This is a genomic window from Cobetia sp. SIMBA_158, from assembly GCF_046566945.1.
GTDB classification, from domain to species: domain Bacteria; phylum Pseudomonadota; class Gammaproteobacteria; order Pseudomonadales; family Halomonadaceae; genus Cobetia; species Cobetia amphilecti.
Genome location: NZ_JAWJYL010000016.1, coordinates 53,953 through 78,397, shown reverse-complemented (window position 1 = coordinate 78,397; position 24,445 = coordinate 53,953). Strand labels below are relative to the sequence as shown.

Here is a 24,445-nt window from a genome sequence, read left to right as displayed (position 1 = left end):
CACCTGCAAACCTCTTTCACCGCTGGCAACGCCATGCGTCCCCGGCAGCGGATGCGTACTTTACGCACGAACCGCCGTGAGGGCAAGGGCTTTTTGGCAGCAATGTCCAAAACAGTGCAAAGCGGCCCATGCGTTTCTCTAGCGCCATCAGGACGACATCTCGAAGAACACCACATGAAGAGCCCTCTATACAGCCACCTCATTTACCGGCGCTTTCAGTACCACTCCATCAAGCGCACCTCCCCCTCTCAACAAGCTTCTTCAAAAGCTTCCTTGCAAGACATGTGAGCCGCTGCATGCGCGACGGCATCGGCCAGCGCACTCTCTCGCCCCGCCGCCATCTGGCAGACACTGCCCACGATGATCAGGCAGGGTGTCGGCAATGGATGCTCGGCCAGACGACTCACCATATTGCCGAGCGAGCCGTGCAGAGTCTGCTGCTCGGGAAGACTGGCATTGGCGACCAGCATCATCGGCCAGTCCGCCGGAAGTCCATGACGCTGCAGCTCATCGCAGATCACCTCGAGACGATTGAGCCCCATATAGAAGAGAAGCGTTTCATCGCGACGCGCCAGCTGCTGCCATTCAGGCTGCTCACTCTTGCTGCAGAGCTGAGCGGTCACGAAACGCAGACGCTGTGCATGCGCCCTGTCCGTCAATGGCATCCCCAGGGCAGCGGCCGCACCGGAAGCCGCGGTGATGCCCGGCACGATATGCCGCGTGATGGCGGCATCATCGAGGGCCGCGAGCTCTTCCCCCATGCGGCCGAAGACACCGGGGTCACCGCCCTTGAGGCGCACGACTCGCATGCCCTCACCTGCCAGGCGCACCATCAGCGCACCGATCTCGTCCTGCGGCACACTATGATTGCCGCAGGCCTTGCCGACGTAATAGCGCTCACAGTGAACCGGTAGCTGAGCGAGAATCTCATCGCCGACCAGGCGGTCATAGACCACCGCATCCGCAGCATTCAGCATTCGCCAAGCCTTGAGCGTCATCAGGTCCGGATCCCCCGGCCCCGCGCCCACCAGCGCGACCTGGCCCGGAAGAAACGCCTCCCAGGCGGGAGAAATCCCGTTGGCATCGCTGCGCGCTGGCACATGCCGATTCTCGCCACTCCACTCGCGCCGCGACATCAGGCCGTCGGTCAGCCGCGCCATGAGAATCCCGAGAGACTCTGCACTGCTGGTTACCGACATCAGGTCACGCCATTTCCAACGAATCAGTCCGCTCATCGGATCGCTCCTCTTCCACAAGACGTTTGAGTTCAGGCAGGCAGGAACCGCAGCGAGTGCCGCAGGCCAGTCGCGCGCCCAGGGCTTCCACGGAACCGTCACCGGACTGGATGGCCTGACGAATGGTCAGCTCGCCGACCTGATGACAGGCGCAGACCATCGCCCCGACATCCGCCTGCCCGGAGAGACGGCCGGCCAGCAGGCTGCGCCGCTCATGCGCGGAGAGCTGCTCTGATGCGAAGCACTCGCCCAGCCAGGCGATATTGGGTTGGCGATCGAGGTGTGCGTCACCCGGCATCACCTTCAGCCACCAGACAAGGCGCCCATCACGAAAGCCCGCTGCGCTGATGCCGCCCTGGGCGGCGTCCTGTGCCCAGAGCCCCGCCGGGACACCCAGATGGCTTTCGCACCAATGCTGCCAATCCGGCTGCCCCTGACCTGCCAGCTGGTAGCGCACCAATGCCGATTGCGGAATACGCGCCCAGTAGCGCCCGTCGAGCTGGGCCACGGCATCCGCCAGATCCTCACGCCCGGCCAGGATGGAGGGGGCAATCAACAAGGTGGCCTGCCACTCGCACGGCAATGACTCGACCTCGACCGCGCCATGCTTGGATTCCGGCTGTCCGGAGAAGGGATCGACGAGCCCCGCCAGCAGCGCACCGGCCCGAGCGTGACTCGCGAAGTGGTCGCTCCAGTGCATCGGAATGAACACCTCCCCGCGACGCTGACCACTGCTGATGCGGACGCGAGCCCGATAATCCCCACGTAGCCCGCCCTGCTCATCACGCCCCTTGAGCTGCGCGAGACCGCCATCCTGCAAGTCGCGAGCCGCCGCATCCTGCGGATGAAGCTCCACGAAAGGCTCGGCACGATGATTCATCAGGCGAGCACTGCGCGCGGTGCGCGTCATGGTGTGCCACTGATCACGGATACGCCCGGTATTGAGGCGCAGCGGCGCCGCATCGCTCAGCGCCTGTTGCGGCAATTGCGGCACCACGGGCACCAGGCGTGCGCGCCCATTGGGGGTGTTGAAGGTGGCATCCTCGAACAGGCGCGGCGTGCCGATCAGCTCGCCCTTGTCCCCGCGGCGTACCGGCCACTGGATCGGCTTGAGCGCGTCGTAACCCGCGCGATCCAGCTCCGCCAGCGGCGCGATGTTGAACAACCGCTTGACCGAGGAAGTCGCCGTTGGCTTGCGACCGGCCTTGAGACGCGGCGCAGAATTGCGAAACCCCGAGAGGCGGGCGTGCTCACGGAAGATCGCGTGGGGCCCCGAGTAGTCGAAAGCCTCCTGATAGCCCATGCGCTTGCCGACCTCCGCCAGCTGCCACCAGTCATGACGCGCCTCGCCCGGCGGAGTCAGCAGGCCACGCTGGCGCGAGATGCAGCGCTCGGAGTTGGTGACGGTGCCATCCTTCTCGCTCCAGCTGCTGGCCGGCAGCACCACATCGGCGTACGCCAGGGTGTCGCTGTCGGCCATGCACTCGGAGACGATCACTAGTGGGCAGGCCGCCAGCGCCGCACGCACTCGTGCGCTATCCGGCAGGCTCACCGCCGGGTTGGTCGCCATGATCCACAGCGCCTTGATCTCGCCACGCCCCAGCGCCGCGAACAGCTCGACCGCCTTGTGACCAGGCCCCTCGGGCAGGTTCGGTGCCTGCCAGAACTCGCTGACCAGCGCCCGCGCACCCGGCGTGTCGTAATCCATATGTGCCGCCAGCTGGTTCGCCAGGCCACCGACTTCGCGACCGCCCATCGCATTGGGCTGGCCTGTGATGGAGAACGGCCCCGCGCCCGGCAGCCCGATCTTGCCGCCTGCCAGATGGCAATTGATGATCGCATTGCCCTTGTCGGTGCCACTGGTCGATTGATTCACGCCCTGGGAGAACAGCGTGACCACGTGCAGCTGGGTGGCGAACCAGTAATAGAAGGTCTCGAGACGCTCCACATCGATATCGCAATCCCGCGCGATCGCGGAAAGCGAGCAGTCGTCACGCTTCGCCTGCTTGAGCGCCGCATCGAAACCCTGAGTGTGGGCCTCCAGATAGAGGCGATCGGTGCGTCCGCGCTCGGCCATATAGGCCAGCAAGCCATTGAAGAGGCGCGCATCGCTGCCGGGGCGAATGCCCAGATACAGGTCCGCGATCTCGCAGCTGTCGGTCAGCCGCGGGTCGATCACCACGATACGCAGCAGCGGATTGTCGATACGCGCCTGCTTGAGGCGCTGGAACAGCACCGGGTGATTCCAGGCCAGATTGCTGCCGACCAGCACCACCAGCTCGGCACGCTCGAGATCCTCATAGCTGCAAGGCACGGCGTCTGCCCCGAAGGCACGCTTGTGCGCCACGACCGCCGAGGCCATGCACAGCCGCGAATTGGTATCCAGGTGCGGTGTGCCGATGAAGCCCTTGAACAGCTTGTTGGCGAGGTAATAGTCCTCGGTCAACAGCTGCCCCGACAGATAGGCGGCGATGCTGTCCCCACCCTGGGTGCTGCGCAGCTCACCGAAGCGAGCGGCGATCAGGTCCAGCGCCGTATCCCAGCTCACCTCTCGCAGCACGCCTGCGGCATCGCGTATCTGAGGCCGCGTCAGACGGCCGCTGGGTGACAGTGTCTCGGCAAGCGCAGACCCCTTGACGCACAGACGCCCGTAATTGGCCGGATGGTCGTTGTCGCCGCTGATGGCGGTGATCCTGCGCTTGAGCTCACCGCCCTCCTGCACCCGGGTTTCCAGCTCAAGCGATACGCCACACCCGACACCGCAATACGGGCAGGTCGTCGAGGCGCTGCAGGGGGAAGACTCACTTGTGCTCTGGGGCTTGCTGGCCTGCATCGACATCACTCCCTGGTGCAGTAAGCATGAAAAAAGGCGCCTGATGACCCGCCACGTAATGTGCGGTCATCAGGCGCCTTTGCCTGTCGTTGTCAGTCCTGGTCTGCCCTGCAGACTGACAAGGAAAACTGATGGTGGATACGGTCTCGTCATGCCGATGGGTGCGCAATCTCGTCTTCGAGACGTCGACATGGCGTGCATGATTGAAGAGCCGCCGTTGGCCGGTTCGCGAGTCTCGCAACAGTGAAGCTTGCCGAGTCGCGAACCCTCAATCAGGTATCACACCAATGACCTGACAGACGCACTTAACAGACCAACCCTGACCAATCATCAGAAATAACAACAACTTGGCTGTCATAAGCTACCGATGCAGGAGCCGAACAGCGCGAGACGGCCAGCGCCAGGCACCGCTGACGCACCAGCCATGTGCATCAGCGCATGCGACTGCACCAATCCCTGCCTTGATGTCTCCCACAACCGCGACCGACTCTGCCATGGCAGGACAGCGCCTCGAGCCTCTTCAACTGCAAGTGAATGAAAAATAGCGACTTTCTCTGAAGCGGCACCGAATTCGCCTGAGTATCGGCAGGTTGGGTCAATGACGACCCCGAATCGCAGGTCTCGCAGCGCATCACTCCGATGAGTGACATGCAGCAGCCAACGGTCCGCCAGACCTGCCGCAGTTGCGGGTGACAGCGACATCGTCACCTGACGCTGCAACTCGCTATCCAATGCTTAGCCCTCATCTTCCAGGCAAAGGCGCCTGCTTGACGTCGTGATCATCACGGCGGCAAGCAGGCGCTTTTTTTATGCGTCCAGAACGTCAGCGCAAGGAGGCAGAATGCATCCGTCATCTACCACCCGCGAGCCTACGCCAGCACTGATCATCATCGGCCACGGCATGGCGGCGCAGAAGCTTTTGGAGCAGCTGGTCTCGCTGAGCCCTGATCAGCAGCTTCCCTGGCCGGTCACGGTGATCGGTGAGGAGCCCCACCTCCCCTACAACCGCATTCAGCTCTCGCCGCTATTGGCCGGCGAGACACGAACCGAAGGCCTGATAAGCCAGCAGGCCGACTGGTTCTCGCGGCACGGCATCACACGGATCAGCGGCGACCCCGTCAGCCAGATCGATCGCGCCGCCCGCTGTGTCGAGACCGCCAGCGGTGGCCGCACCCCCTATCAGCGGCTGGTGATCGCGACCGGCTCACGCCCGGCGTTACCCCTGCCTCTGCCCGCTCACCTGCCAGAGACGTCGTCCGCCAATGACTGGCCGCCGGGACTGATGGGCTTTCGCGATCTGAAGGATGTCGAGCAGATGCAGGCCGCCTGTCTTGCCGGACGGCAGGAGGGCGCCGGCGCACTGGTCATCGGTGGCGGGCTGCTCGGGCTCGAGGCCGCCGAGGGCCTGCGCAAGGGTGGCCTTGAGGTGACGCTGCTGCAGCGCAGCGAGCGCCTGATGAACCGTCAGCTGGATCAGGTCGCGGCCGAACTGCTGGAGCAGGAACTTCGCGAGCGTGGCCTCGACATCATCACTGGCGCGCACCTCGAAGAGTGGCTCGAGTCCCCGGCGGGCCGTATCACCGGCGTACGCCTCACGGATGGCCGCGAACTGCGCGCCGGACTGACCATCGCCGCCACCGGCATCCGCCCCGAAATCGAGCTTGCGCGTGCTGCGGGGCTGGCCTGTCAGCGCGCCATCCAGGTCGATGGCCACCTGCTCACGAGCGATCCGCACATTCACGCGCTGGGCGAATGCTGTGAGGTGGCTGGCGAGACCTTCGGCCTGATCGAGCCCATCTGGGCGCAGATCGAAGTGCTCGCCCGCCAGCTTCTCGCGCAACCGACTCCGCCCTATCGCAATGCGCCACTGGCGACGCGTCTGAAGGTCAGCGGCATCGACCTTTACAGCTGCGGCGAGCTTGCCCCCCAGCCGAATGACGAGGTGCTGGTCTATCAGGACCACGCCCTGGGCGACTACCGCCGACTGCTGCTGCGCGAGGAGCGCCTGGTCGGCGTGGTGCTCTACGGCGACGTCAGTGCCGGCAACGCCCTGTTCGAAGCGCTCAAGGCCGGCACGCCACTGGCCCGGATTCGCGAAGACCTCCTGCTGATGCCGGCAGAAGCCCTGGCAGGACTGACCCAGGACGGCCCGCCGACGGCGCCCGATGACCCCAGCGGCAAGCCGGGCACTCAAGACATGACAGACCAGCATCGTGATCGCGACACCACAGACAAGACCGACAACACCCCTGACACCTTCGAGGAGGCCGCATGAAACACCTGATCATCATCGGCAATGGCATGGTTGGCCATCACTGCGTCGAGCAGCTGATCGCACTGGGTGCCACCGCGCACTACCAGATTCATGTCTTCGGCGAAGAACGCCACATCGCCTACGACCGCGTGCATCTCTCGGAGTATTTCACCGGTCGTGATGCCGAATCTCTCGCGCTCGGCACCGCCGACGACTACCGCAAGGCGGGCGTCACCCTGCACCTCGACGAGTGCGTCACCGCCATCGACCGCGATGGCGGCCATGTCATCACCACGCGCGGGCGCTACCCCTACGACAGCCTGGTGCTGGCGACCGGCTCGACCCCCTTCGTGCCGCCCATCCAGGGCCTCGGTGAGCCGGGAAGCGAGGCCGCTGCCAGCAATCGTCTGGTCTACCGCACCCTGGAGGATCTTGATCAGATTCGCGCTGCCGCCGATGGCAAGACACACGGCGTGGTGGTCGGCGGTGGCCTGCTGGGACTGGAGGCCGCCAATGCCCTCAAGTCACTCGGCCTGGAAGCGCATGTCGTCGAATTCGCGCCACGTCTGATGCCGGTGCAGCTGGATGAGGATGGCGGCCTTGCGCTCAAGCAACACATCACTGCGCTGGGCGTGGGGGTGCACCTCAATCGCGCCACCACCGACATCGTGCCCGGCGAGCACCATCAGTGGCGGATGAACTTCTCCGATGGCGAGTATCTGGAGACCGACCTGATCGTGTTCTCCGCCGGCATCCGTCCTCAGGACGCGCTGGCACGCAGCGCCAGCCTCGAGATCGGCGAGCGCGGCGGCATCATCATCGATGACGAATGCCGCACCTCGGACCCGGAAATCTTCGCCATCGGCGAGTGCGCTCTGTGGCAATCGCGCATCTTCGGGCTGGTCGCGCCGGGCTATCAGATGGCCCGCGGCGTGGCGTCCCTGCTGGCTGCCAGCGCTGGTGATGCGGCAAGCGCCTCTCAGGAGAGCTTCCGCTTCCAGGGCGCCGACATGTCCACCAAGCTCAAGCTGCTGGGCGTGGATGTCGGTTCCATCGGTGACGCCCACGGCAAGACCGAGGCCGCGATCAGCTATCGCTACTGTGACGAGGCCGACGGCGTCTATCGCCGCCTGATCGTCTCGCAGGACCGCAAGCAGGTGCTGGGCGCGGTGCTGATCGGCGACAACTCGCGCTACGACACCCTGCTGCAGTACGTCACCAATGGCATCGCGGCGCCCAAGAACCCGGCGGCACTCATCCTGCCGGATGCCAGTGGCGAAGCCATCACGCTGGGCGCGGATGCCCTGCCCGACAGCGCCACGCTGTGCTCCTGCCACAACGTCTCCAAGGCCGATGTCTGCAGCGCCATCGATGCCGGCAACAGTGACCTGGGCGCCATCAAGGCCTGCACCAAGGCCAGCACCGGTTGCGGAGGCTGTGCGGCGCTGCTCAAGAAGGTGGTGGATGCCGAGCTGGAAAGTCGTGGCGTCGAGGTCGATCGCTCACTGTGCGAGCACTTCGCGCACACGCGTCAGGAGCTCTACTCGCTGGTGCGCGTCGAAGGCATCGAGACCTTCGCCGAGCTGATGGCCAGCCACGGCCGCCATCCGGATGCCCTGGGCTGCGAGATCTGCAAGCCGGCGGTGGGCTCGATTCTGGCCTCGTGCTGGAACGCGCCGATCACCGAGTCCTCGCACATTCCGCTGCAGGACACCAACGACACCTTCATGGCCAACATGCAGAAGAACGGCACCTATTCCGTGGTGCCGCGCATCCCCGGCGGCGAGATCACGCCGGACAAGCTGATCGCCATCGGCGAGATCGGCAAGCGCTACAACCTCTATACGAAGATCACCGGCGGTCAGCGCATCGACCTCTTCGGTGCCCAGCTGCATGAACTGCCGGACATCTGGAGCGAGCTGATCGCCGCCGGCTTCGAGACCGGCCACGCCTACGGCAAGTCCACCCGCACGGTGAAATCCTGCATCGGCAGCACCTGGTGTCGCTATGGCGTGCAGGACAGCATGGCGATGGCGCTGACACTGGAAGACCGTTACAAGGGCCTGCGTTCACCTCACAAGCTCAAGTTTGCCGTCTCTGGCTGTACCCGTGAATGCGCCGAGGCCCAGAGCAAGGATGTCGGCGTGATCGCCACCGAGAACGGCTGGAACCTCTACGTCTGCGGCAACGGCGGCATGCGCCCGCGTCATGCCGAGCTGTTCGCGACCGACCTGGATGACGAGAGCCTGATCCGCACCATCGACCGCTTCCTGATGTTCTACATCCGTACCGCCGACCGCCTGCAGCGCACCTCCGTCTGGCGCGAGGGCCTCGAGGGCGGCCTCGACTATCTGAAAGAGGTGATTCTCGAGGACAGCCTGGGGCTCGGCGAGACCCTCGAAGAGCAGATGCAGCAGGTGGTGGACCGCTACGAATGCGAATGGGCCAATGCGCTCAAGAGCCCCGAGAAACTCAAGCGTTTCCGCAGCTATGTGAATGACCAGCGTCCCGACCCTGACGTGGTCAATATCGTCGAGCGTGACCAGATTCGCCCCGCCAGCCGCGATGAACTGGCCAGTGGCAACCTGATCATCAGCGACGGTGGCGCCCGCGAAGCAGTGGCAGAACATCAACCTCAGTCAACGACTCACCTGGCCACGGAGGTACGCTCATGACATCGCCTGCACTCGCCACGACATCTACCGATCCGCTCTCCAGCTCGTCCTCTGCAACACAGGATACCTCTGCCGCGGCACAGACGCCGCTACGCTGGGTGACACTCTGCCAGCGCGAGGACCTGGTGCCGGGCTCCGGCGTGGCCGCCTGGCTTGAGGCGGACGGCCACGCCCGCCAGATCGCCCTGTTCGCGCTGCCGGCCACAGCCGATAGCGACGACCTCACGCTGTTCGCCATCGACCATCATGACCCGGTGTCAGGCGCCAACGTGATTGCCCGTGGCCTGCTGGGCGATCACGCCGGAGAGCCGCTGGTGATCTCGCCACTCTACAAGCAGCGCTATCGACTCAGTGATGGCCAATGCCTGGACGACGACACACTCGCATTGATGGTGTGGCCAGTGCGTCTGGCAGGCGGCGAGGTACAGATACAGTGCTAGCGGGCAGACGATGCCTGCTAGCCACACCCGCAAGCCACATAAGTTATTGATGACGTACGCATATGCTCGAAAAACGGCACGCATTTGGTGCACAGCCATGCTGCAACGCACCATGAATCGCCCAACAGCGCGCACGCCTCGAGTCATCTGACCGGCACCTGGCAGCCCACAAACAGGCATCAATATCTCAAGCCATTGTTTTTATTGAGAATACCAAAAAGCTGGCATCGGGCATGCAATCTATACAGCGAGATGGCAAATGGCGGCTATCTCGCATGGCGTGCTCATTGCTGAGTCGAGGATCCGGGACCGGCGTATCCCCCTCGATATACAATGGCATTTAAGTCCACCCTATTTGGGGTGGACTTTTTTTATGTCTGAAGTCATCGGCAAGCCATTGATTTTCTTTGCATCAGAGCACGATGGGCCGCTCACTCTGTCTTGCTGATATCCCTTCGTGCTTCTCGCTTTTCCTTCTCGCCGCCTCGCCACTCATTTATCTTCCCGCTGCTGACGACGCGCGATCCAGCGCTGACATTCCCCGATGATGCCGCTGCGGAAGCTGAGCACGCAGACCACGAAGATGGCGCCCAGAATCACGCTGACCCAATCCCCCAGCGCGGATTGCGCCAACTGGTGCTGCAGCCCGATGACCAGCCCGGAGCCCACCAGTGGTCCGAGCAGCGTGCCGACGCCGCCCAGCAATGTCATCAGGATCACCTCCCCCGACATGTGCCAGCTGGCATCACCCAGCGAGGCGAGCTGGAACACCAGCGTCTTGGTCGCTCCCGCCAGGCCTGCCAGCCCCGCCGACAGCACGAAGGCCACCAGCTTGTAGGCATCGGTGTGATAGCCCAGCGAGATGGCGCGCGGTTCATTCTCGCGGATGGCCTTCAGCACCTGACCGAAGGGGGAATGCACCACGCGCCGGATCAGGGCAAAGGCCGCCACGAAGATCGCGAACACGAAGTAATAGAGGGTGTGGTTGTTCGCCAGATCGAACACGCCGAACAGCTCACCGCGCGGCACGCCATGCAGGCCATCTTCCCCGTGGGTGAACGGCGCCTGGATGAAGAAGAAGAACATCATCTGGGCCAGGGCCAGCGTGATCATCGCGAAGTAGATGCCCTGTCGCCGGATGGCCAGCGCCCCGAACAGCGTCCCCAGCACTACCGCGCCGAGCGTACCGGCCACGATGCCCAGTGCCGGACTCAGGCCCGGGTATTCCGCGAGCAAGAAGCCGGTGATATAGGCGCCCGTGGCCAGGAAGGCGGCGTGCCCGAAGGACAGCAGTCCCACGAACCCGAGCAGCAGATTGAAGGCGCTGGCGAACAGCGCAAAGCACAGAATCTTCATCAGAAAGACGGGATAGGCAACCCAGGGTGCCAGCAACCCGAGCAGGAACAGCACGAGATACAGCATGCCCAGCGGGGTGATTCTGCGCGGCGCGCTGCCTGCACGCGCGGCCTGGTGATCCTGTTGCAGTACGGCCATGTCAGGCCTCCTTTCCGAACAGCCCGGCAGGGCGAAGCATCAACACCATCACCATCACCACGAAGATCACCGTATTGGCGGCCTCGGGATAGAACACCTTGGTCAGCCCCTCGATCAACCCCATCGCGAGCCCGGTAAGAATGGCGCCGAGAATCGAGCCCATCCCGCCGATGACCACCACCGCGAACACCACGATCAGCAGGCTCGAGCCCATGGTCGGCGAGACGGGATACAGGGGCGCGGCCAGCACGCCGGCGAAGGCGGCAAGCGCCACACCGAGTCCGTAGGTCAGCGACACCATCAAGGGCACATTGATGCCGAAGGCCTGCACCAGCTCCGGGTTCTCGGTTCCCGCGCGCAGATAGGCACCGAGGCGCGTGCGCTCGATCAGGAACCAGACTCCGAAGCAGACCACCAACGCCGCCACCAGCACCCAGGCGCGGTAGGTGGGCAGGAACATGAAGCTCAGCTTGAAGCCGCCACTCAGCGCCTCGGGGATCGGATAGCTCGACCCCGAGACACCGAACAGATTCACCAGCGTGCCCTCGAAGATCAGCGCCAGCCCGAAGGTCAGCAACAGGCCATAGAGGTGATCAAGATGCTGGATGCGCCGCAGCAGCAGACGCTCGACCACGATGCCCAGGGCACCCACTACCAGCGGCACCACGATCAGCGCCGCCCAGTAGTTGAGCCCCAGATATTGCGCTCCCAGCAGCGCCGCGAAGGCGCCCAGCATGTACTGGGCACCATGCGCGAAGTTGATGATGCGCAACAGACCGAAGATCACCGCCAGCCCCAGGCTCAGCAATGCATAGAAGGCACCGTTGATCAGCCCCAGCATCAGCTGACCGAACAGCACCATCAGGGGTATTCCAAAAATCATGGTCATCCGCACATTCCTTTTCAGCGCCCATTCGCGTCAGCCGCTCGGCACTGCCGATCATCCGACCGGCAGCGCCATGCCATACGCCTCAGCGACTCGACTGACGTTCGGCTTCAGCCCTTGACCAGCTCGCACTGGCTGTCCGCCAGCGGTCGGTAGGCTTCAGCGCCGGGAATGGTGCGGATCACGTCATAGACATCCCACTCGCCTTGGGACTCGGAGGGCGCCTTGACCTTGACCAGATACATGTCGTGCACCATGCGCCCATCGGCACGGATGGTGCCGTTGTTGGCGAACATGTCGTTGACCGGCATCTCACCCATTCTGGCGCGCACGGTGGCGGTGTCATCGCTGCCGGTGGCCGCGACCGCATTCAGGTAATGCAGGGTGCTGGAGTAGATACCGGCCTGCACCATGGTCGGCATGCGCTCATTGCGCTCGTGATAGCGCTGGGACCAGGCACGTGTCTCGTCATTGAGGTCCCAGTACCAGCCGGTGGTGAGCTGCAGCCCCTGCGCCACCTCAAGCCCCAGGGCATGCACGTCATTGAGGAAGATCAGCAGCCCCGCCAGCGACTGCCCGGCCTGCACCACGCCGAACTGGCTCGCCGTGGTCAGCGCATTGACGGTGTCCGACCCGGCATTGGCCAGCCCGACGATCTTGGCCCCGGAACCCTGCGCCTGCAGGATGTAGGAGGAGAAATCACTGGTCGGGAACGGATGGCGTACCTTGCCGACGAGGGTGCCGCCGTTCTCGTTCACCACCTTTTCCACATCGCCTTCCAGGGCATGACCGAAGGCGTAATCCGCGGTCAAAAGGAACCAGCTGTCGCCGCCTTCATCGACGATCGCCTTGGCCGTGCCGTGCGCCAGCGGATAGGTGTCATACACCCAGTGGACATGATTGGGCGTGCAATGCTCATTGGTGATGCTGGAAGCCGCCGAGCCGGAAACGATACCCAGCGTGTCCTGTTCGGCGAGAATCCGCGTCACCGCGATGCTCACCGATGAGGCCACCAGCCCGGCGACCATGTCGACATTCTGCTGATCGATCCAGCCGCGCACCGTATTGGCGCCGACATCGGCGCTGTTGCGGTCATCGGCACTCAATACCTCGATCGGCATGCCGTTGACGCTGCCGCCGAAGTCCTCGACGGCCATCTTGAGCGCATCGAGGCCGCCTGGGCCTGCCAGGTCACGATAGGTGCCCGACATGTCGGCCAGATAGCCGATCTTGATCACGCCGTCGCTGATATCGGCCTGCGCGATTCCCGCCGACAGCAGTGACCCCATCATGAGCGCGGACAGCGGCAACAGGCGCCGGCGTGTGGCCGCCGTGATGCGGCGTGACAACGGTGATGCGCCAGGAGTGGTGTTGCATGAAACGGTGGCGTTGGATGTAGCAGTGGCGTTGGATGAAGCGGTGGCGTGCATGACATCTCCAGACCGGATTACCCGGCAATATTGTGATTGTTGTGGCGAGACGTACGGACTTCAGATTGGCGAGTGCAAGGCTGTGCATGGCGGCCAGCTCTGTGCAGTGCAGCTCAGCTCAGCTCGAGCGGGAGCTCAGACCCCCAGTACCTTGTGCAGATATTCGTGGCGAGCCGGTAACTCGGCCGCGCTGATCTCTTCCAGAATGGTGCCGTGCTCCATCAGGTAATGACGGTCGGCCAGCGGTGCGGCAAAGCGGAAGTTCTGCTCCACCAGCACGATGGTCATGCCGCGCGCCTTCAGCATCATCAGCACTTCGGCCAGCTTCTGGTTGATGACCGGCGCCAGACCCTCGGTGATCTCATCCAGCAGCAGCAGGTCCGCCCCGGTGCGCAGGATGCGCGCCAGCGCCAGCATCTGCTGCTCGCCACCGGAGAGGCGCGTGCCCTGACTGGTGCGCCGCTCATGCAGATTGGGGAACAGCGCATAGAGCTCATCCAGCGACATGCCTTGGCCCTGGCTCCGGCCCTGGTCATGTCCTGTGCTCTTGACCAGCGGTGGCAGCAGCAGGTTCTCCTCGACGCTCAGGCTGGCGAAGATGCCGCGCTCCTCGGGGCAGAAGCCGACACCGAGATGGGCGATGCGATGCGGCGCCAACCCCATGCTGTCCTGCCCCTTGATGAGGATGTCGCCGCTGCGCCGGCCGACCATGTTCATGATCGCGCGCAGCGTACTGCTGCGTCCGGCCCCGTTGCGCCCCAGCAAGGTCACCAGTTCGCCGCGCCGCACCGTCATGTTGACGCCATGCAGCACATGGGACTCGCCATACCAGGCATTCAGCTCGCGCAGGCAGAGCTGCTCTTCCCCAAGCGGCGAGTCGGCCGCCGAGGCTTGCCTGTCCGTCGCCTGCTCCATAACCACCGTCATGAAACCTCCTTGTGCTCATCCGCCGTGGACTCGGGCGCTTCACTGCCCAGATACGCTTCACGAACCTCGGGATTGGCCGAGACGCTGGCGTAGTCGCCTTCCGCCAGCACCCGGCCGCGCGCCAGCACGCTGATGCGATCGCACAGACGGCTGACCACGCTCAGATTGTGCTCGACCATCAGCACCGTTCGGCCCCGCGCCGCGACACGAATCAGCTCGACCACGCGGTCCACATCCTCGGCGCCCATGCCCTGGGTCGGCTCGTCCAGCAGCATCACCGTGGGCTCAAGCGCCAGCGTGGTCGCCAGCTCCAGCGCGCGCTTGCGGCCATAGGGCAGACTGGCGGTCACACGGCGAGCGTCATCGCGCAGCCCTACCTGCTCCAGCAGATGCAATGCCTGCTCGTTCAGGCTGTCGAGGCTGCGTTCCGGCTTCCAGAAATGAAACGAGGTGCCCTGGGGGCGTTGCAGGGCGACCCGCACGTTCTCGAGCACCGTCATCTGGGAAAACACTGCCGATATCTGGAAGGAGCGCACCAACCCCAGGCGCGCGATCTCATGCGACTTCATGCGAGTGATGGATTTGCCGCGATAGAGAATCTCGCCGCGGGTAGCCGGTAGAAAGCGCGTCAGCAGATTGAAGACTGTCGTCTTGCCGGCGCCATTGGGGCCGATGAGGGCATGGATATGCCCTTCCTGCACCTGGAGATTGACGTCATCGACGGCCGTGAAACCCCGAAAATCCTTGCTCAAGCCACGCGTCTCGAGAATCGGGGCTGTCGCTGATGCGCCCCCGCTGGCACGCGGCCCCTGAATGGGCGGTGATGGCATGTCAGTACTCCGTCCTGACCGGCAAGCCGGTGGTCTGTGTCTTCCAAGAGACATGAGGGCAGTTCGTCAGCGCGGATGCCCGCAACATCGCGGCTCGTCATCGACACGCAGCATCAACAGGCGCCATCGACAGGCCCTCGATACGCTCCATCGTTGCGCTCCATCGTTGCGAACGGCGCAACTGACGTTAACGTAAACTAGAATAGCGAGAGGCGCGCTGCCAGCGGCAAGCGCGCTCACTCGACCAATAGCCGATATATCAGCAACTTCTTTACAACGCAGCCCTCCCGAGACATCTCGAGGCTGGCAGATCCCCCTACCAAACCGAGCCGAACCGTCGAGATGAGCGCTATTTCCGCCATAAAAAAGACGCCTGTCCGTCGCGGAATACCGCGCCGAAGAGGCGTCAACGAGGGTTGCCGAGATCATGACCTCTGGCCGGAGATCATGTACCTGACAAGAGACAACGGGTTTGGCCGGAGGCGGCAGGCCTCCGGCGGAAAGTCATGGCAGTTCGACTCAGGCTCACATCACACAGGTTCACATCGCGCAGACTCAATCCAGTCCAGGTCACGGATCCTGCCAGTGGCTAGCTGTCGTATCAGCATTCGATGGCGTTGACCGCGAGACCGCCCTTGGAGGTCTCCTTGTACTTGTCCTGCATGTCGCGACCGGTGTCACGCATGGTGCGGATCGCCTTGTCCAGCGAGACGAAGTGATCGCCATCGCCGCACATCGCCATCTGGGCGGCATTGATCGCCTTGACCGAGGCAATCGCATTGCGCTCGATGCAGGGAATCTGCACCAGGCCGCCGATCGGGTCACAGGTCAGCCCCAGGTTGTGTTCGAGACCGATTTCCGCCGCGTTCTCGACCTGCTCCGGCGTCGCGCCCATCAGCTCGGCAAGCCCGGCAGCCGCCATGGCGCAGGCGGAGCCCACCTCGCCCTGACAGCCGACTTCCGCGCCGGAGATGGAGGCGTTCTTCTTGCACAGGATGCCCACCGAGGCTGCCGTGAGCAGGAAATCGACTACGTCCTCCTCGCGAGCATCTTCCTGGAATTTCATGTAATAGCTGAGCACCGCCGGAATGATGCCGGCCGCGCCATTGGTCGGCGCCGTCACCATGCGGCCGCCGGCCGCGTTCTCTTCATTGACCGCCAGCGCGAACAGGTTGACCCAGTCCATCGCCGAGAAGGTCGAGGTGATGATCGACTTGCTGGATTCCACATCCAGCAGACGTGCATGCAGACGCTTGGCACGGCGCTTGACGTTGAGCCCGCCGGGCAGCACGCCTTCATGCGTCAGGCCGTTGTCGATGCACTCGTTCATCACTTCCCAGATGCGCCATAGCCCACGACGCACCTGGGTCTCACTGCGCAGCGCACATTCGTTGGCCATCATCAGCTCGCTGATGCGCATCTTGTGCATGCGACACAGCGCCAGCAGTTCATTGGCGGTGTTGAATTCGTACGGCAGACGCAGGCTTTCGTCTTCCAGCAGCGGGTCACGCGCGGCCTCGACTTCGTCGACCACGAAACCGCCGCCCACCGAGTAATAGACATTGCGATACAGCTCATCGCGATGGCCGTAGGCGATCAGACGCATGGCATTGGGGTGATACGGCAGCGGCGCATCGTGCCACTGCATGTCACGCACCCACACGAAGGGCACCGCGATGCGGTTATCGAGCAGCAGTGTCTGGGACTCCAGAAGCTCTTCGATGCAGGGGTCGATGATCGCTGGGTCGATCGTTTCCGGCAGCTCGCCCATCAGGCCGAGGATGGTCGCCTTGTCGGTGCCATGGCCTACGCCGGTGGCAGACAGCGAACCATGCAATTGCACCTCGATGCGCGCCACGCGCTCCAGCTGGTCACGCGAGCGCAGGGTCTCGACGAACTGCGCGGCAGCACGCATCGGGCCGACGGTGTGCGAGCTGGAGGGGCCGACACCGACCTTGAAGAGATCAAATACACTGATGGACATGACAACACCTCATCTCGGAAACTCGCCGCGCCTGAGCGCCTGCCAGTGGATGAGGCAATGATGATGGATGGGGGCGGGACGCGACAAACCATAAAAATTGGTCGTGGGTTTAGCCTGACTAAACCCTATGCATCAAAAACGGCGTAAACTATGCTCTTCGCGCCACCTTGTGCCCTGATGCCTTTAGCTACCACCGCCATCTAGCCATCGCGGCTTCTCCCTCACTATCTGCCTCCAGCGCTTGCATGAGACCCGCCCATGACGTCTTCCCTCGACAACACGCCTGGTACTGGCCCCGTCGTGCCGCCGACGGCGACCGGCACGCCCGCCACCACACCGAGCCTGCGCCACCTGAATGGTCAGACCCATGCCTGGCTGCAGGTATTCGCCTGCGCCGCACGTCATGGCTCCTTCACGCGTGCGGCAGAAGAACTGCACGTCACCACCGGCGCGGTGAGTCAGCAGATCAAGCAGCTGGAGGAGCGGCTGGGCTTCAAGCTGTTTCTGCGTCGTTCACGTGGACTCGAGCTGACAGGGGAAGGCGCGCGACTGGCGCGTGTGGTGGAGCAGTCCTATAGCGCGGTGGGGCTGGAGGTCAAACGGCTGCGCAGCGGCTTGATGAGCGGTGTGCTCAGGTTGCGTTCGGTGCCGTCATTTCTCTCCAAATGGCTGGCGCCCCGACTGCCGCGCCTGCAGGCACGCTTTCCGGATATCGAGCTGCACGTGCGCGCCGAGGACAGTGACTCGCCGCTGCGCGAGGGCGATTTCGAGCTGGCAGTCGACCTCAACGACGGCCACTACCCGGGCATGCAGGTCACCGACCTGATGGAGGAGGAGATCTTCCCCGTCTGCCATCCCGGCCTGATGCGCGGCCGCCCGCCGCTGCGCAGCGCAGAGGACCTCGCCTGGTATCCGCTGCTGCACGACATCACCGCCTGGCGCGGCAGTCACGACCACGCCGAGTGGGAATTCTATCTGGCCAGCATCGGCGCGCCCGAGATCAACGTTCAGCGTGGCTATACCTTCAACCGCAACCACCTGTCGATGGAGGCTGCCATCTCCGGCATGGGAGTCGCGATGGCAAGACGCACGCTGATCACCGACGAGCTGTCGCGCGGCACGCTGATCGCGCCCTTCGCGCAGCGGGTACTGACCGGCAAGCGCTACGTCATCGTCCATCCCCACGGCACCCTCGATGATGGCCGCATCCAGGCCGTGCATGACTGGATCGTCGAGGAAGCCGAGCGGGATCGGTTACGTCAGAGCTGACGAACATTTCCGCTCGGCGCAACATCGATGCTGAAATGGAATCTCACAGTTTTCTTACCAGAATATTAACTGAGCACCTTTGCATCGTTATAATGAGCAGGCAAACAACACCCTCACCCTGACAGGCAGTCCATGGACTGTCCGGAGAGTCCCTTGTCTCGCCTGACTTCGCATACCCAGCACCACAACGCTGTCCCGCTCCCCATCAGCGCCGAACAGCCGCTGTATGGGCGCAAGCCCACTTCGCTCTTCATGCAAGCCTGCCTGCGCCTGGCCATCTATGCGCCGCTGGTGGCCGCGATGATGTCGCTGGTCATGCATGATGCCCACCACTTCGGGGATGTCGGCTTCAGCGAAGCCAGCTGGACAGAACACATGCAGAGCACTCTGCTGGCGTTGAGCGCAGCCACCATGTGGTTGGTGCATTCACGCCTGCCGGACCTGCGCACCATCAGCCTGCTGCTGTTCGGCCTGTTCGCGGCGTCCCTGATCCGTGAACAGGACGCCCTGCTCGACGGCATGATCGGCGATGGCAGCTGGCAGTTCCTGGTCAGCGTGGTCGCGATCCCGGTCATCATCGGCGTATGGCGCAACCGCAGCCGCTTCATTGCCGAGTTCGAGCACTTCGGGCGCAGCTTCGCGTTCGGCCTGTTCGGCGCCGGCTTCCTGGCGACCTACGTCTTCTCACGCCTCTACGGCCGCTCGGAATTCTGGGAAACCCTGATGGGGGACTCCTACCTGCGTTCGGTCAAGAATGCCGCCGAGGAAGTCACCGAACTGTTCGGCTACACCCTGATGGCCATCGCCGTGATCGAGATCGTGCTGCTGGCGATCCGCATGGGCCGCCAGCGCCGCGCCCTGCTGCGTGAGCTCAACGCCAACGACTGAGCCCGGCAGCAAAACCCTCTTGCCGAGCTGCGCGCATGACCTGTCGCATGGCCGTCACTTCGCCCCGCGCCATGAAACAACGCGAAGTGACGTGACATGACATGAAGCACAGCACGAAGCGCAAGAGACAGACAGACCCGTGACTCTCCCAAAAGCCGCTGCTCACCAGAGCCGCGGCTTTTTTTCGTTTCTACTCTCAACAGGCTTTGCTCAACAGTCTCTGCTCGACAGTCTTCTCTCGACAGGCTGCGCTAGACAGCCGTCTCTCGATAGCCATTGCGCGAGGCACTGACGGAAAACGGCTAGACATCAAATGAGAATGATTATATTTTACTAAGCAGTGGATACAATTCAACTATCGCCACTGCCACAGGAAAGCACCGACAGGATCTTGACCGTGTCATGCCCTCATTCTCAAGGAGCCTCACATGCGCTGGTTCAGTAGCTACCGCTTGCACGGTCATAGTCTTGCCCCCAGTCTCCCGCAGCACAGCCTCATCATCAGCATGCGCTGGCCCAGTCGCTGGCGATTGACGCCCGGCGCCACCGTCGTGGTGGAACATCCCAGCCTCGGCCAGCTGGTCAAGCGCCTGCATCGCATCGATGACAACGGCCGCCTGTGGCTACGTGGCGAGCACCCCGACGGCTTGAGCAGCGAGCAGATGGGGCCGGTCTCCCGTCAGTGCATCAAGGGCCGTGTCGTCTTCAGCGTGGCGGCAACGCCTTCGTCTCACCAGCTGCGCCACGGCGCCTGATAGCCCCCAGGGCACATCACGCAGCTCTGGAAAGACACAGTTCGAAGGTGGCAAGGTCCGTAAAGAAAAGCCTGAAGGCGACACAGCCCGTAGAGAAAGACTCGCAACGTAAAGCCCACAAACGACAACGCCCGCCTCCCATTCGCATGGGGGCGGGCGCCGTCTTGTCAGCGGGGCCAGCAGTTGAAGCGTGGCCCCGAGCGCTTCAGATCACTCTTCCATGAAGGAACGCAGTGACTCGGAGCGTGACGGGTGACGCAGCTTGCGCAGCGCCTTCGCTTCGATCTGACGGATACGCTCACGGGTGACATCGAACTGCTTGCCGACTTCCTCGAGGGTATGGTCGGTGTTCATGTCGATACCGAAGCGCATGCGCAGCACCTTGGCTTCACGTGCGGTCAGGCCGGACAGGATGCCGCGGGTCGCTTCGATCAGACCTTCGCCGGTAGCGGAGTCGATCGGCGAGACCATGGTGCCGTCCTCGATGAAGTCACCCAGGTGCGAATCATCATCGTCACCGATCGGCGTCTCCATGGAGATGGGCTCCTTGGCGATCTTGAGCACGCGACGCACCTTGTCTTCCGGCATCTCGAGACGCTCACCCAGCTCTTCCGGCGTCGGCTCGCGACCCATTTCCTGCAGCATCTGACGCGAGACACGGTTCAGCTTGTTGATGGTCTCGATCATGTGCACCGGAATACGGATGGTGCGCGCCTGGTCCGCGATGGAGCGAGTGATCGCCTGACGGATCCACCAGGTGGCGTAGGTCGAGAACTTGTAACCACGACGGTACTCGAACTTGTCCACGGCCTTCATCAGACCGATGTTGCCTTCCTGGATGAGATCCAGGAACTGCAGGCCACGGTTGGTGTACTTCTTGGCGATGGAGATGACCAGACGCAGATTGGCCTCGACCATTTCCTTCTTGGCACGACGCGCCTTGGCTTCACCGATCGACAGGCGACGGTTCACTTCCTTCAGCTCGCTGACCGGCAGCTGGACCATGTCCTGCTCGAAGGCGATCTTGCGCTGGGCACGCAGCACGTCGGCACGGAACGGCTCGAGCTTGTCGGCGTACTTCTTGCTGCCACCGATGAAGCTGTCGAACCAGTCCATGTCGGACTCGTGGCCCGGGAAGGCCTTGATGAAGCTCTTGCGAGGCACCTTGCCGCGCTTGACGAAGATCTGCAGGATGACCTTTTCCTGCTCGCGTACCTGCTCGACGGACACGCGAACCTGACCGACCAGACGCTCGAAGTGCTTGGGCACCAGCTTGATCGGCGAGAACAGCTCGGCAAGACGGTCCTGTTCGGCTTTCGCCTCGGCAGAGCCGGAACCGTACTTCTCGATGGCAGCCTTGGTCGCCTCGTTCTGCTCACGGATCTGCTCGAAGCGGACGCGGGCCAGCTCGGGGTCCGGGCCACCTTCAGAGGCGGAATCGTCGTCTTCGTCTTCGTCGCCTTCGGACTCTTCGCCCTCGGGAATCTCTTCGACTTCCTCGACTTCGACTTCAGCGACACCCGGCACGCCTTCGTCAGGATCGATGAAACCGGAGAAGAGATCGGACAGACGTCCGCCGTCTTCGCCCAGAGTGCCGTCGTAGGCTTCCAGGATGGAGTCGACTGCCCCCGGCAAGAATGCCAGCGACGACATCACCTCACGCGTGCCCTCCTCGATCCGCTTGGCGATCTTGATTTCGCCTTCGCGGGTCAGGAGTTCCACGGTGCCCATCTCACGCATGTACATGCGGACGGGGTCGGTGGTGCGTCCCACATCGCTTTCCACCGCGGCGAGGGCGGCAACGGCCTCTTCGGCGGCAGACTCGTCAGTGGAGGAATCAGACATCATCAAGGTATCGGCATCGGGCGCTTCTTCCGCGACCTTGATGCCCATATCGTTGATCATGCTGATGATGTCTTCCACCTGTTCGGGATCAGCGATATCCTCGGGCAGGTGATCGTTGACCTCGGCATAGGTCAGGTAACCCTGTTCCTTGCCGCGCGCGATCAACTCCTTGAGACGCGACTGCTGCTGCGCATTACCAGCCATAGAACCCCTATCTCGACGAAGAAGAATGAAGCACCTGGACGCGACGCGGCTCAGCGAGTGAGCATGGCGCCGGTATAGGGACGAAGAGAGCATCAAGCGCACCAGTATAGCGTGCCATCAGGAGATGCTGCCAGCGGCGTATTTGCCGGACCATCCAGGTGTGTTAGCGTTATCGGTTACGTTGCGGCAGTCCGCATCGGGAGCTACCTCATTAAATAGTGGGCATGAGTGCGTCTTTCAAGGCCATGGGGCGTATTTTCCTGCGCCATCGCCTCAGCTCTCACGGCATTTCCACCATTGTCGGCCTTCCTGGCACCGAGACTGCGTCAGCGCCGTGTTGCCAGCTCCATCAGCAGGGCCATCAGCCGCTGCTTCTCTTCTGCCGACAACTTCTCGCCACGCTTTTCCTTGGCCAGCAAGGCCTGATATTCCGCTTCCGGAGTGGTGCGCGCCTGCTGATGCTGGCAATGCTCCACCAGCCCCTTCAGCTCTTCGCTGCGCACGTCACGCGGAATCAGCAATTCACGGGCTGCCAGCTGCTCAAGCCTCGGTCCCTGTGCGGTACCGAGGAAGTGCGCCAACAGCACCTGTGGCGAACGATACTGCCCCGCCTTCAAGAGACGCACCACATCGTTCAACAGCTGCGCATCCTCGCTGTCGGCCGGCTCGCCCGCTCCTTCGATCCACTCATTGGAGTCAGGCAGCTCAGCGACCAGCTGCGGCTCGTGCACCAGAAGATGCAACAGGCGCGTCAGCATGCTGACCGAGGTGCGTTTCTGAGACCTGGCCGGCGTCGCACGCGCGGCTTGAGCGCCCTGGCCCGCAGGCATCTCGCCATGCGACTGCCAGTCATCCGGCTGCCAGCCATCGGGCTCGCTGTCGCCAAAACCGGCATCTGCCATCGCCTCCAGCGACGACCACTCGTCCTGCGCGTCACTCAGCGTCGCACCGTCCTGAGGACTGGCAGCGGGCGCTGAGCGCGGTGCCGAGTGTGTCGCGCCGGGCTGACGTTGTTGCGGTTGCGAACGCTGCTGTTGCTGAGGGTGCTGACGTAGCTGCTGGTGCTGACGCAGCCGTGCCTGCTGGGCTTCACGCGCCGCGGCGCGCTCCACCAGCATGGCGTCCAGCCGCTCACGCTCCAGACCACTGCGTCGCTCCAGCTCCTTGAGCAGCAGCGAGCGCAGCACCCCTTCGGGCACGCGCGAGATCCACTCCAGCGCCTGGGTCACGAACCGCTCGAGCTGCTCCATGCGCTTGAGGTCGCGTCCTTCCGCGGCCTGCTCGAACAGGAACTCGGAGAGCCCGGAGGCGCAGGTGACACGCTTCTCGAATGCCTCCTGGCCCTCACTGCGCACCAGGGAATCCGGGTCCTCGCCTTCCGGCAGGAACAGGAAGCGCGCCTGACGGCCATCGATCATGACCTCGAGCACGGTCTCCAGCGCGCGGCGCGCCGCCTGCCGACCGGCCTTGTCGCCGTCGAAGCAGAACACCACCTCATCGACCAGGCGATAGAGGCGCTTGAGGTGCTCCTCACTGGTCGCGGTGCCCAGGGTCGCGCAGGCATTGCGAATGCCATACTGCGCCAGCGCCACCACGTCCATGTAGCCTTCGACGATCAGCATGCGTTCCAGCTTGCGATTCGCCTCACGGGCTTCAAACAGACCGTAGAGCTCGCGTCCCTTGTGGAAGACGGGAGTCTCGGGAGAATTCAGGTATTTGGGCTTGGCGTCGCCCATCACGCGACCGCCGAAGGCGATGGTGCGGCCTTTCCAGTCACGGATCGGGAACATCACGCGATCGCGGAAGCGGTCATAGCGGCGACCGCTTTCCTCGTGATGGATCAGCAGGCCGTATTCGATCTGCACATCCTCGCTGACACCCAGCTTGCTCAGGTGATGCTTGAGGTGCTCCCAGCCTTCCGGCGCGAAGCCGATGCCGAAATCACGCATGACCTCACGCGACAGACCACGGCCTTCCAGATACTCACGTGCCGGCTGCGCGGCCGGTTCCGTCAGGCGCTGACGATAGAAGTCCGCGGCCGCCTCGAGCAGATTGGCGCCCTCTTCGCGGGCCTGCTCGCGACGCTGGCGCTCACGGCGCTCGTGCGGGCTCTGGTTGCCGCCTTCGCGCGGCACTTCAAGCGCCAGCCGCGAGGCCAGCTGCTCCACGGCCTCGGGGAACGGCAGGCGATCGAACTCCATCAGGAACTTGAGGGCACTGCCGCTCGCCCCGCACCCGAAGCAGTGATAGAACTGCTTGTCCGGGATGACGTTGAACGAGGGAGAGTTTTCCTGATGGAACGGACAGAGGCCGACATAGCTCTTGCCGGCCTTCTTCAGCTGGACGCGCTCACCCACCACCTCGACCACGTCGGTGCGGGCCAGCAGATCGTCAATGAAGCCTTGGGGGATGAGACCAGCCATGATTCGCCAGAAGTCGTGGAAAAACGGACTGACCGCAAGATAGTGTCGGCTCAGCAAAGTGAGCGGCTACCTT

17 protein-coding genes are annotated in these 24,445 nt (G+C 63.3%); 7 read left to right on the top strand and 10 right to left on the bottom strand.

Annotated elements, in window-relative coordinates; all coding sequences use genetic code 11:
- Positions 1 to 288 (top strand): hypothetical protein (locus tag R2R70_RS17425; protein ID WP_410978604.1); only part of this gene is annotated, 288 nt, incomplete at its 5' end.
- Here R2R70_RS17425 and cobA read toward each other — a convergent pair.
- Both cobA and R2R70_RS17415 read right to left on the bottom strand, forming a co-directional pair.
- Positions 249 to 1,235, bottom strand: coding sequence for a uroporphyrinogen-III C-methyltransferase (gene cobA / locus R2R70_RS17420; RefSeq protein WP_410978603.1), 987 nt, complete (start codon positions 1,233 to 1,235; stop codon positions 249 to 251). The two genes, R2R70_RS17425 and cobA, sit on opposite strands and share 40 nt — an antisense overlap.
- A complete protein-coding gene (locus tag R2R70_RS17415) occupies positions 1,204 to 4,068 on the bottom strand; it encodes a molybdopterin-dependent oxidoreductase (RefSeq protein WP_410978602.1) in 2,865 nt (954 codons plus the stop codon). Before R2R70_RS17415 ends, cobA begins: the two co-directional genes overlap by 32 nt.
- Before the next feature lie 841 nt (positions 4,069 to 4,909).
- On the opposite strand from R2R70_RS17415, the gene R2R70_RS17410 reads away from it, so the two are divergent.
- Genes R2R70_RS17410 through nirD form a run of 3 tightly spaced genes read left to right on the top strand, consistent with a single transcriptional unit; the run spans position 4,910 to position 9,437 of the window.
- Positions 4,910 to 6,343, top strand: coding sequence for an NAD(P)/FAD-dependent oxidoreductase (locus R2R70_RS17410; RefSeq protein ID WP_410978601.1), 1,434 nt, complete (start codon positions 4,910 to 4,912; stop codon positions 6,341 to 6,343).
- Complete coding sequence (gene nirB, locus R2R70_RS17405) at positions 6,340 to 8,997, top strand: nitrite reductase large subunit NirB (RefSeq protein WP_410978600.1); 2,658 nt, start codon at positions 6,340 to 6,342, stop codon at positions 8,995 to 8,997. The genes R2R70_RS17410 and nirB overlap by 4 nt, the downstream gene beginning before the upstream one ends.
- On the top strand, positions 8,994 to 9,437 hold the full coding sequence (gene nirD / locus R2R70_RS17400) for a nitrite reductase small subunit NirD (RefSeq protein ID WP_131432737.1): 444 nt from the start codon (positions 8,994 to 8,996) through the stop codon (positions 9,435 to 9,437). Before nirB ends, nirD begins: the two co-directional genes overlap by 4 nt.
- Before the next feature lie 492 nt (positions 9,438 to 9,929).
- On the opposite strand, the gene R2R70_RS17395 is transcribed toward nirD, so the two are convergent.
- The 6 genes from R2R70_RS17395 to R2R70_RS17370 form a co-directional block, all read right to left on the bottom strand.
- A complete protein-coding gene (locus R2R70_RS17395) occupies positions 9,930 to 10,859 on the bottom strand; it encodes an ABC transporter permease subunit (RefSeq protein WP_205741778.1) in 930 nt (309 codons plus the stop codon).
- Between the two features lie 73 nt (positions 10,860 to 10,932).
- Positions 10,933 to 11,820 (bottom strand): branched-chain amino acid ABC transporter permease, encoded by an 888-nt coding sequence (locus tag R2R70_RS17390; protein WP_225347307.1) that lies wholly within the window; start codon positions 11,818 to 11,820, stop codon positions 10,933 to 10,935.
- A 107-nt stretch (positions 11,821 to 11,927) separates the two neighbouring features.
- Complete coding sequence (locus tag R2R70_RS17385; protein ID WP_339926637.1) at positions 11,928 to 13,109, bottom strand: ABC transporter substrate-binding protein; 1,182 nt, start codon at positions 13,107 to 13,109, stop codon at positions 11,928 to 11,930.
- 273 nt (positions 13,110 to 13,382) lie between these two features.
- Entirely contained in the window at positions 13,383 to 14,174 is a 792-nt protein-coding gene (locus R2R70_RS17380) for an ABC transporter ATP-binding protein (RefSeq protein WP_339926612.1), read from the bottom strand.
- Positions 14,171 to 15,004 (bottom strand): ABC transporter ATP-binding protein, encoded by an 834-nt coding sequence (locus R2R70_RS17375; RefSeq protein ID WP_339926613.1) that lies wholly within the window; start codon positions 15,002 to 15,004, stop codon positions 14,171 to 14,173. Before R2R70_RS17375 ends, R2R70_RS17380 begins: the two co-directional genes overlap by 4 nt.
- 601 nt (positions 15,005 to 15,605) lie before the next feature.
- A complete protein-coding gene (locus tag R2R70_RS17370; protein WP_043334655.1) occupies positions 15,606 to 16,988 on the bottom strand; it encodes an L-serine ammonia-lyase in 1,383 nt (460 codons plus the stop codon).
- A 258-nt stretch (positions 16,989 to 17,246) separates the two neighbouring features.
- On the opposite strand from R2R70_RS17370, the gene R2R70_RS17365 reads away from it, so the two are divergent.
- The 3 genes from R2R70_RS17365 to R2R70_RS17355 all read left to right on the top strand — a co-directional run bounded on the left by R2R70_RS17365 (position 17,247) and on the right by R2R70_RS17355 (position 19,900).
- Positions 17,247 to 18,257, top strand: coding sequence for a LysR substrate-binding domain-containing protein (locus R2R70_RS17365; protein ID WP_410978599.1), 1,011 nt, complete (start codon positions 17,247 to 17,249; stop codon positions 18,255 to 18,257).
- A 153-nt stretch (positions 18,258 to 18,410) separates the two neighbouring features.
- On the top strand, positions 18,411 to 19,145 hold the full coding sequence (locus R2R70_RS17360) for a hypothetical protein (protein WP_107335965.1): 735 nt from the start codon (positions 18,411 to 18,413) through the stop codon (positions 19,143 to 19,145).
- Positions 19,146 to 19,573: 428 nt separating this feature from the next.
- A complete protein-coding gene (locus tag R2R70_RS17355) occupies positions 19,574 to 19,900 on the top strand; it encodes a hypothetical protein (protein WP_348471124.1) in 327 nt (108 codons plus the stop codon).
- A 210-nt stretch (positions 19,901 to 20,110) separates the two neighbouring features.
- On the opposite strand, the gene rpoD is transcribed toward R2R70_RS17355, so the two are convergent.
- On the bottom strand, positions 20,111 to 21,949 hold the full coding sequence (rpoD, locus tag R2R70_RS17350) for an RNA polymerase sigma factor RpoD (protein WP_043334650.1): 1,839 nt from the start codon (positions 21,947 to 21,949) through the stop codon (positions 20,111 to 20,113).
- Positions 21,950 to 22,275: 326 nt separating this feature from the next.
- The gene (gene dnaG / locus R2R70_RS17345) at positions 22,276 to 24,372 is read right to left on the bottom strand and encodes a DNA primase (protein WP_410978598.1); all 2,097 of its coding nucleotides are present in this window, start codon (positions 24,370 to 24,372) and stop codon (positions 22,276 to 22,278) included.
- Positions 24,373 to 24,445: the final 73 nt, after the last annotated feature.

Coding starts and splice junctions, on each gene's coding strand:
- dnaG (WP_410978598.1), bottom strand. CDS start 24,372: ATGGCTGGTCTCATCCCCCAAGGCTTCATTGACGATCTGCTGGCCCGC.
- R2R70_RS17395 (WP_205741778.1), bottom strand. CDS start 10,859: ATGCTGTATCTCGTGCTGTTCCTGCTCGGGTTGCTGGCACCCTGGGTT.
- R2R70_RS17370 (WP_043334655.1), bottom strand. CDS start 16,988: ATGTCCATCAGTGTATTTGATCTCTTCAAGGTCGGTGTCGGCCCCTCC.
- R2R70_RS17375 (WP_339926613.1), bottom strand. CDS start 15,004: ATGCCATCACCGCCCATTCAGGGGCCGCGTGCCAGCGGGGGCGCATCA.
- R2R70_RS17415 (WP_410978602.1), bottom strand. CDS start 4,068: ATGCAGGCCAGCAAGCCCCAGAGCACAAGTGAGTCTTCCCCCTGCAGC.
- nirD (WP_131432737.1), top strand. CDS start 8,994: ATGACATCGCCTGCACTCGCCACGACATCTACCGATCCGCTCTCCAGC.
- nirB (WP_410978600.1), top strand. CDS start 6,340: ATGAAACACCTGATCATCATCGGCAATGGCATGGTTGGCCATCACTGC.
- R2R70_RS17355 (WP_348471124.1), top strand. CDS start 19,574: ATGCGCTGGTTCAGTAGCTACCGCTTGCACGGTCATAGTCTTGCCCCC.
- R2R70_RS17410 (WP_410978601.1), top strand. CDS start 4,910: ATGCATCCGTCATCTACCACCCGCGAGCCTACGCCAGCACTGATCATC.
- cobA (WP_410978603.1), bottom strand. CDS start 1,235: ATGAGCGGACTGATTCGTTGGAAATGGCGTGACCTGATGTCGGTAACC.
- R2R70_RS17380 (WP_339926612.1), bottom strand. CDS start 14,174: ATGACGGTGGTTATGGAGCAGGCGACGGACAGGCAAGCCTCGGCGGCC.
- R2R70_RS17365 (WP_410978599.1), top strand. CDS start 17,247: ATGACGTCTTCCCTCGACAACACGCCTGGTACTGGCCCCGTCGTGCCG.
- rpoD (WP_043334650.1), bottom strand. CDS start 21,949: ATGGCTGGTAATGCGCAGCAGCAGTCGCGTCTCAAGGAGTTGATCGCG.
- R2R70_RS17390 (WP_225347307.1), bottom strand. CDS start 11,820: ATGACCATGATTTTTGGAATACCCCTGATGGTGCTGTTCGGTCAGCTG.
- R2R70_RS17385 (WP_339926637.1), bottom strand. CDS start 13,109: ATGATGGGGTCACTGCTGTCGGCGGGAATCGCGCAGGCCGATATCAGC.